General features: G+C 66.6%; 17 protein-coding genes. 15 read left to right on the plus strand and 2 right to left on the minus strand.

Annotated features, from left to right (window positions below):
• Positions 1–13: 13 nt before the first annotated feature.
• Positions 14–757 (minus strand): pyridoxine 5'-phosphate synthase, encoded by a 744-nt coding sequence (locus K3A84_RS09175; RefSeq protein ID WP_225009041.1) that lies wholly within the window; start codon positions 755–757, stop codon positions 14–16.
• Positions 758–773: 16 nt separating this feature from the next.
• Positions 774–1,358 carry an orotate phosphoribosyltransferase gene (pyrE, locus tag K3A84_RS09180; RefSeq protein ID WP_225009426.1) on the minus strand — a complete coding sequence of 195 codons (585 nt, stop codon included), beginning with the start codon at positions 1,356–1,358 and terminating at the stop codon, positions 774–776.
• A 242-nt stretch (positions 1,359–1,600) separates the two neighbouring features.
• Between pyrE and coxB the strand changes: the two genes are divergently transcribed.
• The 15 genes from coxB (at position 1,601) to K3A84_RS09255 (ending at position 13,898) form a co-directional block, all read left to right on the plus strand.
• Positions 1,601–2,674, plus strand: a complete 1,074-nt coding sequence (gene coxB, locus K3A84_RS09185) for a cytochrome c oxidase subunit II (RefSeq protein WP_225009042.1) — start codon at positions 1,601–1,603, stop codon at positions 2,672–2,674.
• Between the two features lie 27 nt (positions 2,675–2,701).
• A complete protein-coding gene (gene ctaD / locus K3A84_RS09190; protein WP_225009043.1) occupies positions 2,702–4,387 on the plus strand; it encodes a cytochrome c oxidase subunit I in 1,686 nt (561 codons plus the stop codon).
• Between the two features lie 131 nt (positions 4,388–4,518).
• Positions 4,519–5,484, plus strand: a complete 966-nt coding sequence (locus K3A84_RS09195) for an alpha/beta fold hydrolase (RefSeq protein WP_225009044.1) — start codon at positions 4,519–4,521, stop codon at positions 5,482–5,484.
• A 74-nt stretch (positions 5,485–5,558) separates the two neighbouring features.
• Positions 5,559–6,473, plus strand: coding sequence for a heme o synthase (locus K3A84_RS09200; RefSeq protein WP_225009045.1), 915 nt, complete (start codon positions 5,559–5,561; stop codon positions 6,471–6,473).
• Positions 6,470–6,628 (plus strand): cytochrome oxidase small assembly protein, encoded by a 159-nt coding sequence (locus tag K3A84_RS09205; RefSeq protein ID WP_404823133.1) that lies wholly within the window; start codon positions 6,470–6,472, stop codon positions 6,626–6,628. The genes K3A84_RS09200 and K3A84_RS09205 overlap by 4 nt, the downstream gene beginning before the upstream one ends.
• On the plus strand, positions 6,628–7,257 hold the full coding sequence (locus tag K3A84_RS09210; protein WP_225009046.1) for a cytochrome c oxidase assembly protein: 630 nt from the start codon (positions 6,628–6,630) through the stop codon (positions 7,255–7,257). Before K3A84_RS09205 ends, K3A84_RS09210 begins: the two co-directional genes overlap by 1 nt.
• A gap of 70 nt (positions 7,258–7,327) precedes the next feature.
• On the plus strand, positions 7,328–8,152 hold the full coding sequence (locus tag K3A84_RS09215; protein WP_225009047.1) for a cytochrome c oxidase subunit 3: 825 nt from the start codon (positions 7,328–7,330) through the stop codon (positions 8,150–8,152).
• Between the two features lie 110 nt (positions 8,153–8,262).
• Positions 8,263–8,523 carry a DUF983 domain-containing protein gene (locus tag K3A84_RS09220; RefSeq protein WP_225009048.1) on the plus strand — a complete coding sequence of 87 codons (261 nt, stop codon included), beginning with the start codon at positions 8,263–8,265 and terminating at the stop codon, positions 8,521–8,523.
• A complete protein-coding gene (locus K3A84_RS09225; RefSeq protein WP_225009049.1) occupies positions 8,520–9,128 on the plus strand; it encodes an SURF1 family cytochrome oxidase biogenesis protein in 609 nt (202 codons plus the stop codon). Before K3A84_RS09220 ends, K3A84_RS09225 begins: the two co-directional genes overlap by 4 nt.
• A 28-nt stretch (positions 9,129–9,156) precedes the next feature.
• Complete coding sequence (thrC, locus tag K3A84_RS09230) at positions 9,157–10,563, plus strand: threonine synthase (RefSeq protein WP_225009050.1); 1,407 nt, start codon at positions 9,157–9,159, stop codon at positions 10,561–10,563.
• A complete protein-coding gene (locus K3A84_RS09235; RefSeq protein WP_225009051.1) occupies positions 10,563–11,450 on the plus strand; it encodes a class I SAM-dependent methyltransferase in 888 nt (295 codons plus the stop codon). The genes thrC and K3A84_RS09235 overlap by 1 nt, the downstream gene beginning before the upstream one ends.
• A gap of 39 nt (positions 11,451–11,489) precedes the next feature.
• The gene (locus K3A84_RS09240; protein WP_225009052.1) at positions 11,490–11,882 is read left to right on the plus strand and encodes a dihydroneopterin aldolase; all 393 of its coding nucleotides are present in this window, start codon (positions 11,490–11,492) and stop codon (positions 11,880–11,882) included.
• Complete coding sequence (locus K3A84_RS09245) at positions 11,879–12,658, plus strand: SDR family oxidoreductase (RefSeq protein WP_225009053.1); 780 nt, start codon at positions 11,879–11,881, stop codon at positions 12,656–12,658. Before K3A84_RS09240 ends, K3A84_RS09245 begins: the two co-directional genes overlap by 4 nt.
• Entirely contained in the window at positions 12,655–13,659 is a 1,005-nt protein-coding gene (moaA, locus tag K3A84_RS09250) for a GTP 3',8-cyclase MoaA (RefSeq protein ID WP_225009054.1), read from the plus strand. The genes K3A84_RS09245 and moaA overlap by 4 nt, the downstream gene beginning before the upstream one ends.
• A complete protein-coding gene (locus tag K3A84_RS09255) occupies positions 13,659–13,898 on the plus strand; it encodes a MoaD/ThiS family protein (protein ID WP_225009055.1) in 240 nt (79 codons plus the stop codon). The genes moaA and K3A84_RS09255 overlap by 1 nt, the downstream gene beginning before the upstream one ends.

The raw sequence follows: 13,898 nt of genomic DNA on the forward strand, positions 1-13,898 counted from the left end.
TTTGGCGTTGTCCTTACCGTGCCGCGTCCATCAGCTCGCGCATCCGCTGCACGCTGGCTTCCAGGCCGACGAAGATCGCCTCGCCGATCAGGTAGTGGCCGATGTTCAGCTCGGCGAGCTGGGGAATCGCGGCGATTGCCTGCACGTTGTCGTAGGTGAGGCCATGGCCAGCATGCGGTTCGATGCCGTTGCGCGCGGCGAGCGCCGCCATATCGGCGATTCGCTTCAATTCCACCGCCCGCGCTTCGCCTTCGGCATGCGCATATTCGCCGGTGTGCAGTTCCACGACCGGCGCGCCCAGCTTGATCGCGGCCTCGATCTGGCGGGCTTCGGGCGCGATGAACAGGCTGACGCGGATGCCGGCATCGGACAGCCGCGCGACCACGGGAGCAAGGCGGTTGTGCTGGCCTGCTGCATCGAGCCCGCCCTCGGTCGTGCGTTCCTCGCGGCGTTCGGGAACGATGCAGGCGGCGTGGGGGCGATGGCGCAGCGCGATCTCGACCATCTCGTCGGTCGCGGCCATTTCGAAGTTGAGCGGCAGCGCGGTGGCGGCCTGGATGCGGGCGATGTCCTCGTCGCGGATGTGGCGGCGATCCTCGCGCAAGTGCGCGGTGATGCCATCGCCGCCGACCGCCGCCACGATCTGCGCGGCCCGCATCGGATCGGGGTGGTCCCCGCCGCGCGCGTTGCGAACGGTGGCGACGTGGTCGATGTTGACGCCCAGCCGCAGACGACCGGGATTCAGCACACTGTTCATCGCCATACCTTTTCGTTCAGGCCGCCGCGCGGCTGCCGGGCTTGATCGCCGGAGTCGCCGCCAGTTCGGGCGGCAGTTCGTCGGGCGCATAGGTGGGGAAGTTGAGCGCGACGAGCGGGAAGAACGGCACGCCCAGATCGACGATGCCGCCCGAACGATCGACCAGCGAGGCTGCGGCGATCACCTGCCCGCCTGCGGCCTCGATCGCCTGAATCGCCTCGCGGCTGGACAGGCCGGTCGTCACCACGTCCTCGACCATCAGCACCTTGTCGCCGGGATTGAGCGCGAATCCGCGGCGCAGTTCGAACGTGCCGGTGGGGCGTTCGACGAACATCGCCTCGACTCCCAGCGCGCGACCCATCTCGTGGCCGATGATCACGCCGCCCATCGCGGGCGAAACGACCTTCTGGATCTGCTGGCGCAAGTCACGCGGGATGCGCTGCGCGGTCGCAGCGGCAAGCCGCGAGGCGCGCATCGGGTCCATCAGAACGCGCGCACACTGCAGGTAATGGGCGCTGTGGCGGCCCGAAGAGAGCAGGAAGTGCCCTTCGAGCAGGGCCTGGCTGGCCCGGAATTCAGCGAGAATCTCGTCTTCGAGCATGGTCATTCCGTCAGGTACCGTAGCAGGCCACGGCTATATATATAGGAGACGTGCCGCAATGGCCCGCAGCGCACATCGCGGCAAGCCTTTTGTACACGTTTCGCGTCTCCCAAAAATATGCTTTGGGGCGCTTGAGGGTTGGGACATCGGCGCGTATAGGCCGGTCCAATCGAGGGAATTAGAGGGGTTGCGTGCGCGCCACATTGACGCAGCGCAAACAGGGAAAAGCGGAACATTCGACGATGAGTCTTGCCGATACCGCCCGCCTCGCGGGCAATGCGATCCGGACCCTGGGCCTTGCCGCCGCGCTGAGCTTCGCCCCTGCGGCGATGGCAGCTCCGGCTGCTGCGCCCGCTCCGGCTGTGGCCGCCAGTGCCGCTCCTGCCGCCGCCGATGCGGCGGCGCCGACCGCTGAAAAGGCCGCGCCTGCGCCGGCCGGGGATTACGTCCCCATGAAGCCGACGGCGGGCAAGGGGATGCCGGTCGATGGTGGCATGACCTTCCAGGATCAGTATTCGCCGACCGGCCAGCAGGCCCTGGCGATGCACGACTACATCCTGTTCCCGGTCATCGTCGCGATCACCATCCTGGTGCTGGTGCTGCTGCTGGTCGTGATGGCCCGCTTCAACCGCCGCGCCAATCCGGTTGCTTCGAAGACCAGCCACAACACGCTGATCGAAGTCATCTGGACGCTGGTCCCCGTGCTCATCCTCGTGGTGATCGCGGTGCCGTCGATCCGCCTGCTGGCGCAGCAGTACAAGCCTGCCCCCAAGGGTGCGCTGACGGTCAAGGTGACCGGCTACCAGTGGTACTGGGGCTACACCTATCCCGACAACGGCGGCTTCGAAGTGATCTCGAACATGCTGCCCGACGAAGAAGCGCTCAAGCGTGGCGAGCCGCCGCAGCTTGCCGCCGACGCGCGCATGGTCGTGCCCGTGGGTGAGCCGATCCGCCTGCAGACCACCGGCGCCGACGTGATCCACTCGTTCGCCGTCCCGTCGCTGTGGTTCAAGCTCGACGCCGTGCCGGGCCGCATCAACGAGAAGGTGCTCTTCATCAAGGAGCCGGGCGTTTACTACGGCCAGTGCTCCGAACTGTGCGGCGTTCGCCATGGCTACATGCCGATCGTCGTAGAGGCCCTGCCGCGTCCCAAGTTCGAGGCGTGGGTCAAGGCCCAGGGCGGCACCGTTGGCGCCGCTGCGGCGGCTCCGGCTGCTGCTCCCGCCGCCGCCGCTGCGCCTGCCGCCGCGACGCCCGCTGCCGCTGCAGCGCCCGCCGCTCCGGCTGCCGACGCCTCCGCCGCGCCGGCCGCGTAAGAGAATCAAGGACAAGGTTCGCACGAGATGGCCAGTATTCCAGCCGAAGGCTTCGATGTGCACGATCATGCACACGACCACGATCATGATCACAAGCCGGCGTTCTTCGCCCGCTGGTTCATGTCGACCAACCACAAGGACATCGGCACGATGTACCTGATCTTCGCGATCTTCGCGGGGCTCATCGGTGGTGCCGTGTCGGGCATGATGCGCGCCGAACTGGCGCAGCCGGGGATCCAGTACCTCGGCATGTTCGCCCAGTTCCTGGGTGAAAAGAACCCGAGCTTCGACCAGCAACTCCACCTGTGGAACGTGCTGATCACCGCGCACGGCCTGATCATGGTGTTCTTCATGGTCATGCCCGCGATCATCGGCGGCTTCGGCAACTGGTTCGTGCCGCTCATGATCGGCGCGCCCGACATGGCGTTCCCGCGCATGAACAACGTGTCGTTCTGGCTCACGTTCGTCGGCTTCTGCTCGCTGATGCTGTCGGCGATCTTCCCCGGCGGCGTCGGCAACGGTGCTGGCACCGGCTGGACGGTCTATGCCCCGCTCTCGACCTCCGGGTCGGTCGGTCCGGCAGTCGACTTCGCGATCTTCTCGCTGCACCTTGCGGGCGCGGGCTCGATTCTGGGCGCGGTCAACTTCATCACCACCATCTTCAACATGCGCGCGCCTGGCATGACCCTGCACAAGATGCCGCTGTTCGTGTGGTCGGTGCTCGTGACCGCGTTCCTGCTGCTGCTCTCGCTGCCGGTTCTGGCCGCGGCGATCACCATGCTGCTGACCGACCGCAACTTCGGCACGACGTTCTTCGATCCTGCCGGCGGCGGTGACCCGATCCTGTACCAGCACCTGTTCTGGTTCTTCGGCCACCCCGAAGTGTACATCATGATCCTGCCGGGCTTCGGCATCATCAGCCAGATCATCTCGACCTTCTCGAAGAAACCGGTGTTCGGCTACCTCGGCATGGCCTACGCCATGGTCGCGATCGGCGTCGTCGGCTTCATCGTGTGGGCCCACCACATGTACACCACCGGCCTCGACGTGAACACGAAGATGTACTTCACCGCGGCCACCATGGTCATCGCGGTTCCCACCGGCATCAAGATCTTCTCGTGGATCGCGACGATGTGGGGCGGTTCGATCGAGTTCAAGTCGCCGATGGTCTGGGCGATCGGCTTCATCTTCCTGTTCACCATGGGCGGCGTCACCGGCGTCGTGCTCGCCAACGGCGGCATCGACGACAACCTGCAGGACACCTACTACGTCGTGGGCCACTTCCACTACGTGCTGTCGCTGGGCGCCGTGACCTCGCTCTTCGCCGGGTTCTACTACTGGTTCCCGAAGATGAGCGGCCGGATGCACTCCGAACTGCTGAGCCACATCCAGTTCTGGGTGTTCTTCGTCGGCGTGAACATGATCTTCTTCCCGATGCACTTCCTGGGCGTCCAGGGCATGCCGCGTCGCTACCCGGACTATGCCCCGGCGTTCGAGCACTGGAACAAGATCGCTTCGGATGGCTACATGGTCATGGCCGCCTCGATCGTGATCTTCCTGATCAACATCGCCTATGCGTTCACCGCCGGTCGCAAGGCCGAGGGGAACTACTGGGGTGAAGGTGCGACCACGCTCGAGTGGACGCTGTCCTCGCCGCCGCCGTTCCACCAGTTCGAGACCCTGCCCGTCATCGACGACGCGGCCCACCACTAAGACCTGGCCTTAGGGCTGCGTTTCGAAGCACCCCGGTGGCGACACCGGGGTGTTTTCGTTTCTGCGGCCGATTGCGGTTTGCAACCTCTCTATCGTGCGATAGGCAGCGCCAAACGCGAGAGGAGATCCCGATGCCCGAATTCCGCATGATCGATGCCGGCGAAGTGACCCTGCGCGCGGCCGTCGAAGGCAGCGGCCCGCTGGTGATCATGGTCCACGGCTTTCCGGAAAGTTGGTATTCGTGGCGGCACCAGATCGGGCCGGTTGCCGCTGCCGGGTTCACCGCCTGCGCCATCGACGTGCGTGGTTACGGCGGTTCGGACAAGCCTGCGCCGGTCGATGCCTATGCCATGGAGCACCTGATCCGCGATCTCGTGGGGGTTGCCGATGCGCTTCAGCCCGGTGCTCCGGCGATTCTCGTCGGGCACGACTGGGGCGCGCCCATCGTGTGGAACTCGGCCTTTACCCGCCCCGATCGCTTCAAGGCCGTCGCGGGTCTTTCGGTCCCGTTCGCGGGCGCGCCGACGCGCGCCTTCACCGATGTGTTCCGCGAACTGTTCACGTCGAAGGGCATCTTCTTCTACCAGGAATACTTCCAGCAGCCGGGCAAGGCCGAGGCCGAACTCGAAGCCGACGTGCGCCGCTTCCTGCGGGTATTCCTCCACTCGATCTCGGGCGAGGCGCCCGCCGGGGCCTGGCCGCTCAAGCCGGTCGATTCGCTGCTGCTCGATGGCCTGCCTGAACCGACTGCGCCTTCCGCCTGGCTCAGCGACGCCGATCTCGACTACTACGTCGCCGAATTCATGGCCTCGGGCCTGCGCGGCCCGCTCAATCGCTATCGCAACCACGAAAACGACTTCGCCTTCCTCAAGGGGTGGACGGGCAAGACTCTCGACCAGGCCGCGCTGTTCATCGGCGGCACCAAGGATCCTGCCAGCACGCTGTTCGGGCAGGTCAAGGACCCCACCGCGATGATGCGCAATTTCGCGCCCAACGTCGAAGGCCACATGCTCGAAGGCTGCGGCCACTGGACCCAGCAGGAGCGCCCCGAGGACGTGAACCGCCTGCTGCTCGACTGGCTGGCCCGCGTCCGCTGATCCGCTGCGCTGAACCGACCTCGCGCAGTACCTTTCCAGCGGGGGGCAACTGGCCTATGGGCGGCGGCAAGATCATGGAATCCACCAACACCCTGTCGCTGCCTGCCGATTGGCGGGACTTCTTCGCGCTCACCAAGCCGCGCGTGATGACGCTGGTCATCTTCACCGGCCTGTGCGGCCTGCTCGCTGCGCCGGGGACGATACACCCGGTGCTCGCCTTCACCGCGATCCTGTGCATCGCGGTGGGTGCAGGCGGCGCTGCCGCGCTCAACCAGTGGTGGGAAGCCGACATCGATGCGGGCATGAAGCGCACTGCCAACCGCCCGCTGCCTTCGGGGCGGATGGAGCGCAGTTCTGCGCGTGACTTCGGCTTTGCCCTGTCGGGCGGGTCGGTCATGGTCATGGGCCTTGCCAACGGTGTGCTGCCGGCTGCGATCCTGGCGCTGTCGATCTTCTACTATGCGTGGATCTACACCGTCTGGCTCAAGCCGCGCACGCCGCAGAACATCGTCATCGGCGGCGGGGCAGGGGCCTTTCCGCCGCTGATCGGCTGGGTGGCGGTGACCGGCCACATCACGCTGATGCCGGTGCTGCTGTTCCTCATCATCTTCATGTGGACGCCGCCGCATTTCTGGGCGCTCGCGCTGTTCGTGCAGACAGACTACGCCAAAGTAGGCATCCCGATGATGCCGGTGGTCGCGGGTGAGCGCGCCACGCGCCGCCAGATCCTCGCCTATGCCGCCCTGCTCCTGCCGCTGGCGGCCACGCCTTGGTTCATCGGCGGCGCGGGCGCGATCTACGGCGTCTCGGCGCTCGTGCTGGGTGGCATTTTCCTGGCGCTGTCGATCAAGGTCGGCTTGCGCACCAGCGTGCCGGGCGATGGTATGGTGCCCGAAAAGCGCCTGTTCGCCTTTTCGATCATCTATCTTTTCGCGCTGTTCGCAGTGCTGGTCGCGGATCGCTTCGTGACACTACAAGGCTGGCAATGATGGCTGACGATCCTCAAAAGACCGACCTCGAGATCTTCCGTGCGCGGCAGAAGGCGCGCAACCGCGTGATGGGGCTGGTGCTGGTGGCGCTGGCGGTGCTGTTCTTTGCCATCACCATCGTGAAGATGGGGCTGCACTCGGCGGGGCAGATGTGATGACCACGGCGGCTCGTCCCGATGCGGCGCGCAATCGCAAGGTCGCGATCCTTGCCGCGAGCGGCGCGCTGGCGATGCTGGGGCTCGGTTACGCGTCGGTTCCGCTCTACCGCCTGTTCTGTCAGGCGACCGGATTCAACGGCACGACGATGCGCGCGACAAGCGCGCAGGCGGCGGGGGTGAAGGCGACGACTCGGCCGATCACGATCCGATTCGACGCCAATGTCGCGCCGGGCCTGCCGTGGGTGTTCAAGCCCGAACAGGTGACCCAGGATGGCAGGATCGGCGAACGCAAGATCGCGTTCTTCACAGCGAAGAACCTGTCTGACAAGCCGATCGTCGGGCGCGCGGTGTTCAATGTCACGCCCGAGCAGACCGGTGCCTATTTTCACAAGATCCAGTGCTTCTGCTTCAACGAACAGAAGCTGGAACCGGGTCAGGAAGTGCGCATGCCGGTGATCTACTACGTCGATCCCGCGATGTTGCAGGACGCCAACGCGCGCGACACGCCCGAAATCACGCTCAGCTACACCTTCCTCCTCGCTGCGGACCAGAGCCTGGCGCAGAGTGCGATGAAGAGTTCGACAACTGGTGGAAAGCCACTGGACCGCGCCGCCTCTGCCCGATAAAGGCGGCTCGTTATGCGTCCGGGCAGGTGGCTCGGACTGACCGGAATTTCATTGGGGGAATTCGAGAACCATGGCCGGCGCAAAGAATCACGATTACCATATCCTGCCGCCCGACGTCTGGCCGCTCATGGGCGCGCTCTCGGCGCTCACCATGACCAGCGGTGGCGTGCTCTACATGCACAAGATCCCCAATGGGACCGCTGTCATGCTGCTGGGCTTCCTCGGCGTGATCGTCACCTTCTTCTCGTGGTTCGGGAAGATCGTGAAGGAAGCGCACGCGGGCGATCACACGCCGGTCGTGCAACTGCACCAGCGCTACGGCATGATCCTGTTCATCGCTTCGGAAGTGATGTTCTTCGTCGGCTGGTTCTGGGCCTTCTTCGATTTCTCGCTGTTCCCGTCGCACGTGAACACCGACGTCATCGGCGGTGTCTGGCCGCCGAAGGCGATCGAATCGGTCATGAACGCGTTCGACCTGCCGCTGCTCAACACGCTGATCCTGCTGTGCTCGGGCACGACGCTCACCTGGGCGCACCACGCGCTGATCCATGGTGATCGCGATGGTCTCAAGAAGGGCCTGTGGGCGACGATCGTGCTGGGCCTGCTGTTCAGCTCGATCCAGGCGTTCGAATACGCGCACGCGCCGTTCGCCTTCGGCAAGAACACCTACGGCTCGTCGTTCTACATGGCGACCGGGTTCCACGGCTTCCACGTCATCGTCGGCACGATCTTCCTGATCGTCTGCCTGATCCGTGCCTACAAGGGCCACTTCACCCCGCGCCAGCACTTCGGCTTCGAAGCGGCTGCGTGGTACTGGCACTTCGTCGACGTGGTCTGGCTGTTCCTGTTCGTCGCCATCTACGTGTGGGGCAACTGGGGCGCCGTGATCGAATAATGCTGCATGGCGCAAGCCCGGCAACGAAGGGGCAGCCCGGGGTAACCCAGGCTGCCCTTTTCGGTTTGTGCCCTGCGTGCGAGGCGCGCACGTTGTGGGCGGCGCCGGCGATGCTGGCGCCGTCGTGCCGGGCCTGCGGGCAGGATTTTGCAGGTGCGCAACCCAAGGGGCGCAGCCTGTTGCTTGTGGTGCTGCCCGTCACGGTGCTGCTGGTACTGGCCGCGTTGAAGCTGGACGAGGCCTTCCGTCCGCCGCTGTGGGCGCAGGCGCTGGGATGGGGCGTAGTGGTGCCGCTCGTCATGATCGGTGCGCTGAGGCTGGCCAAGGCGGCGGCGTTGATGCGCGCGCTGCGCAGGAGCAGGACGAGATGAAGCCAAGGTTCCCGGTCACCGCCACGATCGTCGTGCTCGCTGCGGTCATGACCATGATCGCGCTCGGTGTGTGGCAGTTGCAGCGCAAGGCGTGGAAGGAAGCGCTGATCGCGCGCTATGCCGCCGCGGCGCAACAGGAAGGCGAAGTGCCCTGGCCGATGAAGCCGCAGCAGGTGGAGGACGCGCTCTATCGCCGCTCGCACTTCAACTGCGCCAAGGTGGTGTCGATGACGTCGGTCTCGGGCCGCAGCGCGCTGGGCGATGCGGGGCTGGCGATCGTGGCAACCTGCCGTCTTGGTCTGAAGTCGGAGGTCGCGGTGTCGCTGGGCTGGACGCTGGCGCCCAAGGTGATCGAATGGCAGGGGGGCGACGTCCATGGCGTGATCGCCTCGGGGGGGGAAGGGCCGGATGGCAAGCTGCGTCCGCGCCTTGTCGCCTACCCGCCGGTGCCGGGACTGCAGCCGCTGGCGCGGCCGGACCCGAACGACCTGCCCAACAACCACCTCGCCTACGCGGTGCAGTGGTTCATCTTCGCGGCCATCGCGCTGGTCATCTATGGAATCGTGCTGGCGCGGCGGCTTGCCCCCGCGCCTTCGCGCCGCTAGGCGCGCGCGGGACAGATTGGGGAATGTGATGAAGTACGTCAGCACGCGTGGGGCCGCTCCGGCGCTGGATTTCGAGGAAGTGACGCTCGCGGGGCTCGCCTCCGATGGCGGCCTCTATGTGCCCGAAAGCTGGCCGACGTTCTCGGCGGACGAGATCGCCGCGATGGCGGGCCTGCCCTATGCCGAACTCGCGCAGAAGATCATGCAGCCCTTTGTCGGCGATTGCCTGACGCCCGAACGGCTGCTGGAACTGACGCGCACCGCCTATGGCCGCTTTGCCCATGCCGCCGTCACGCCCCTGAAGCAGCTCGACGAACGCCAGTGGGTGCTGGAACTGTTCCACGGACCCACGCTGGCGTTCAAGGACGTGGCCCTGCAACTGCTCGGCTTGCTGTTCGAGGAATTCCTTGGCCGCCGTGACGATCACCTGACCATCGTTGGCGCGACCAGCGGCGATACCGGATCGGCCGCGATCGATGCCGTGGCGGGTCGCGCCAAGGTCGATATCTTCATGATCCACCCGCATGGCCGGGTGAGCGACGTGCAGCGCCGCCAGATGACCACGGTGCTGGCCCCCAACGTCCACAACATCGCCATCGACGGCAGTTTCGACGATGCCCAGGCGATGGTGAAGCGGATGTTCAACGATGCCGCGATGACCGGCACGTTCGGCATCGCCGCCGTCAATTCGATCAACTGGGCCCGCCTGATGGCGCAGGTGGTCTATTACTTCGCCGCCGCGCTGCAGCTGGGGGCGCCGCATCGCAAGGTCGCCTTCTCGGTGCCGACCGGCAACTTCGGCGACGTGTTCGCGGGCTATGTGGCCGCGAAGATGGGGCTGCCGATCGAGCGGCTGATCGTGGCGACCAACGTCAACGACATCCTGCACCGCGCGCTGTCGACCGGCGACTATTCTGCCGGGACCGTCACGCCGACCGCAGCACCTTCGATGGACATCCAGGTCTCCTCCAACTTCGAACGCCTGCTGTTCGATGCGGGCGGACGCGATGGCGCTGCGATCGCGGAACAGATGCGCAGCTTCGACGCCAACAAGGCGATCCAGCTGACCAACGCACAGCGCGAAAACGCCGCGGCGCTGTTCACCAGCGCGCGCGCCGATGCCGCCGACATGGCCAATGCCATGCGCTGGGCGCACGAGGAATGCGGCGAAGTGCTCGATCCGCACACCGCAATCGGCCTCCACGCCGCGCGCGTGGCCGAGGGCCTGCCCGCCGACGTGCCGGTGGTAACGCTGGCCACCGCCCACCCGGCCAAGTTCGTCGATGCGGTGGAGCGCGCCACCGGCGTGCGCCCGCCGCTGCCCGCGCGCGTGGGCGACCTGTTCGAACGCGAGGAAGCCTGCACGCGCCTGCCCGGAAACTATGACGCGGTCGCGGCCTTCGTGGCCGAACGGGCGACGCCGAAGCACGGCTGATGGCACAGCTCGACCTTCAGCCCAGACTGATGATCGGCGAAGGCTGGAGCGACTTCGGCCTGATCGATTCGGGCCATGGCCGCAAGCTGGAGCGCTATGGCCGCTACCGCTTCGTGCGTCCCGAACCGCAGGCGATGTGGGCGCCGCGGCTGTCCGACTGGGCAGCGCACGGCGAATTCGTGCCCGGCTCGGACGAGGACGGCGGCGGCAAGTGGCGCTTCGACCAGCCGGTGCCGCGCGATGGCTGGGATCTGTCGCGCGGGGACGTGCGCTTCACCGCCAGTTGCACGCCCTTTCGCCACCTCGGCTTCTTCCCCGACATGGCCCCGGTGTGGGACTGGATGGGCGAACAGCTCGCGGGCAAGGCCGAAGCCTCCACGCTCAACCTGTTCGGCTATACCGGCGTCGGCACGCTCTCGTTGTCCGAACACGGCCCCGTCACCCACGTCGATGCGTCCAAGAAATCTGTCGCACAGGCGCGCGCCAACGCCGCGCTGTCGGGCATGGAAGCCCGCCCGGTGCGCTGGATCGTCGATGATGCGGCCAAGTTCACCGCGCGCGAAGTGCGGCGCGGCAAGCGTTACGACGGGATCATCCTCGATCCGCCCAAGTTCGGACGTGGCCCGGAAGGTGAAGTCTGGCGGCTGGAGGAGAGCCTGCCCGGCCTGATCGGCGATTGCGCGCAATTGCTCGATACTGACAGCCGCTTCCTGTTCCTCACGGTCTATGCGGTGCGGATGTCCTCGCTCGCGCTCGCAGGCCTGCTGGAAGAGGCGCTGCGCCACCTGCCGGGCACGATCGAGCACGGCGACCTCGCCATCCGCGAGGAAGGCGATGGGGGCCGGGTGCTGCCCACCGCGATCTTCGCGCGCTGGCGCGCGGGCTGAACGGTGGACTTGGCGTCAGAAGAGTGTAAGGGCCGCGCCGTGTCCGACAGCCTGATCCTCGAAGTCGCCAACGTCGAAACCGATGTCCTCACCGGCATCTATTCGGAAGAGACCGGCCGCCCGCAGCCCTTGCGCATCTCGATCCGTGCCTGGCTCAAGCCGCGTCCGCGCTACACGCCGGATTGCCCGCTGACCGAGAGCAAGAACTACATGGACCTGAAGTTCGCAGCCTCGGACGGGCTGCCGAAGGATGTCCATTTCAAGCTGATCGAATCCGTCGCCGACCACATCTGCGAAACGTTGTTCCTGCAGGACGAGCGCGTCGAGCGGATCGAGGTCAAGATCGTCAAGCTCGCCATCAGCGAGGCCGGTGAGGACATCGGCATGATGCTCACGCGCGGCCGCAGTGCCTGGGAAGCGCTGGCCGGGTGAGCGAGCCCTCCACCCCGCAGCCGCGCCCACTGGCGCTGGTGACCGGCGGCTGGCGACGCATTGGCGCAGCGATTGCGGAACGGCTGGCGCACGCCGGTTGGGATCTGGCGCTCCACGCCCACCATCGCGACACCTTCGACCCGGCCTTTGGCGCGCGTCTTGAAGCACAAGGCGCTACGGTCCACGCCCTGGCGGCCGACCTTGGCGATGCCGCCGCAGCCGTCGCGCTGGTCGGCCAGGCGGCGGACATGGCGCAGCAGCCGGTCAGCCTGCTGGTCAACTGCGCTTCGCTGTTCCGCGACGACGATGCGCGGACGGTCACGGCGGACCATCTTGCCGAACACCTTCAGGTCAACCTCATGGCCCCGGTGCTGATGACCCGCGCGTTTGCGCAGGCGCTGGGCGAGGCTTCGGGGTGCGTGGTGATGATCCTCGACCAGCGCGTGCACAACCCTGTGCCGGACCAGTTGTCCTACACCCTGTCGAAGCAGGCGCTGCATGGCGCGGTGCGCACGCTGGCGCGCTCGCTTGCCCCGCGTATCCGTGTCAACGGCGTCGCCCCCGGCCTGACCCTGCCGACGGCCGATTACGACGCTGCGCAATGGCAACGGCTCGAAGCCCTGATGCCGCTCGATCGACTCGCCGCGCCCGAGGAGATTGCCGAGGCGGTGGCCTATCTGGCGGCGGCGCGGTCGGTCACCGGGCAGACAATCTTCGTCGATGCCGGGGCACACCTTGAATCCTACCCACGCGACTTCGTACACATGGGCAAGTGAGCAGTCCCGCCCCCCTGATCGACCGATTCGCCCGCAGGATCAGCTACCTGCGCCTGTCGGTCACCGACCGCTGCGATCTGCGGTGCGCCTATTGCATGCCCGAGCGGATGGAATTCCTCCCCCGCGCCGAAGTGCTCACGCTCGAAGAACTGCACCGCCTCGCGCTCGCCTTCATCGATCGCGGCGTGACCAAGCTGCGCCTGACAGGGGGCGAACCGCTGGTGCGGCGCGACATGATAGAGCTGGTGCGCGCGCTGGGGCGCAAGCTGGGTGATGGGCTCGAGGAACTGACCCTCACCACCAACGGCACCCGCCTTGCCGAATTCGCCGAGGATCTGGCCGCCGCGGGTGTGCGCCGCATCAACGTCTCGCTCGACACGCTCGACCGCGATACCTTCGCCCGCCTCGCCCGCCGCGATGCGCTGCCGCAGGTGCTTGAAGGTATCGCCGCGGCAAAGCAGGCGGGGCTCAGGGTCAAGCTCAACACGGTCGCGCTCAAGGGCGTGAACGAGGCCGAAATCCCCGACCTGATCGCCTGGGCGCACGCGCAGGGCCACGATCTGACGCTGATCGAGGTCATGCCGCTGGGCGAGGTCGAGCAGGACCGCTTCGCGCAGTACCTGCCGCTTGATGCTGTGCGCACGGCGTTGGAACAGCGCTGGACGCTCACCCCCAGCGCAGCGCGCAGCGGCGGGCCCGCGCGCTATGTCGACATCGCCGAAACGGACGGGCGGCTGGGCTTCATCACGCCGCTGACGGGCAACTTCTGCGAAGGCTGCAACCGCGTGCGCGTCACCACCACCGGGCAATTGTTCATGTGCCTTGGCGGAGAGGGGCAGGTGGATCTGCGCGCCGCCCTGCGTTCCGACGAGCCCGATACCGCGCTTGCGCAAGCGTTTGCGCGCGCGATGGGGGAAAAGCCCGAACGCCACGGCTTCGTCATCGATGCGCCGGGAGCCGCGCCCGCGCTGGCGCGCCACATGTCGATGACGGGCGGCTGATGGGCGCGCGACTGGTCTTTCTCGGACGGCTGGAAGACGTGGCGGGCGCCGATGCGCGCGACGTCGCGCCGGGGCCGCTGGCCGACGTGCTGGCGCGGCTCGAACCGACGCTGGCGGTCGAACTGCTCGGCGAACGCGTGCGCATGGCGCTCAATGGACGGCTGATCGCCGAGACCGGCGGCGTGGTGCTGGGCGATGGCGACGAGCTGGCCTTCCTGCCCCCGGTCAGCGGCGGCTGA

It is taken from the genome of Novosphingobium percolationis, from assembly GCF_020179425.1.
Lineage (GTDB): Bacteria > Pseudomonadota > Alphaproteobacteria > Sphingomonadales > Sphingomonadaceae > Novosphingobium > Novosphingobium percolationis.

Bases quoted from the DNA above. Each gene is read 5' to 3' on its own strand.
- K3A84_RS09255 (WP_225009055.1), top strand. From the start codon at position 13,659: ATGGGCGCGCGACTGGTCTTTCTCGGACGGCTGGAAGACGTGGCGGGC.
- K3A84_RS09210 (WP_225009046.1), top strand. From the start codon at position 6,628: ATGACCACGGCGGCTCGTCCCGATGCGGCGCGCAATCGCAAGGTCGCG.
- coxB (WP_225009042.1), top strand. From the start codon at position 1,601: ATGAGTCTTGCCGATACCGCCCGCCTCGCGGGCAATGCGATCCGGACC.
- thrC (WP_225009050.1), top strand. From the start codon at position 9,157: ATGAAGTACGTCAGCACGCGTGGGGCCGCTCCGGCGCTGGATTTCGAG.
- K3A84_RS09220 (WP_225009048.1), top strand. From the start codon at position 8,263: ATGCTGGCGCCGTCGTGCCGGGCCTGCGGGCAGGATTTTGCAGGTGCG.
- K3A84_RS09225 (WP_225009049.1), top strand. From the start codon at position 8,520: ATGAAGCCAAGGTTCCCGGTCACCGCCACGATCGTCGTGCTCGCTGCG.
- K3A84_RS09195 (WP_225009044.1), top strand. From the start codon at position 4,519: ATGCCCGAATTCCGCATGATCGATGCCGGCGAAGTGACCCTGCGCGCG.
- K3A84_RS09215 (WP_225009047.1), top strand. From the start codon at position 7,328: ATGGCCGGCGCAAAGAATCACGATTACCATATCCTGCCGCCCGACGTC.
- pyrE (WP_225009426.1), bottom strand. From the start codon at position 1,358: ATGCTCGAAGACGAGATTCTCGCTGAATTCCGGGCCAGCCAGGCCCTG.
- K3A84_RS09235 (WP_225009051.1), top strand. From the start codon at position 10,563: ATGGCACAGCTCGACCTTCAGCCCAGACTGATGATCGGCGAAGGCTGG.
- K3A84_RS09205 (WP_404823133.1), top strand. From the start codon at position 6,470: ATGATGGCTGACGATCCTCAAAAGACCGACCTCGAGATCTTCCGTGCG.
- K3A84_RS09200 (WP_225009045.1), top strand. From the start codon at position 5,559: ATGGAATCCACCAACACCCTGTCGCTGCCTGCCGATTGGCGGGACTTC.
- ctaD (WP_225009043.1), top strand. From the start codon at position 2,702: ATGGCCAGTATTCCAGCCGAAGGCTTCGATGTGCACGATCATGCACAC.
- K3A84_RS09175 (WP_225009041.1), bottom strand. From the start codon at position 757: ATGAACAGTGTGCTGAATCCCGGTCGTCTGCGGCTGGGCGTCAACATC.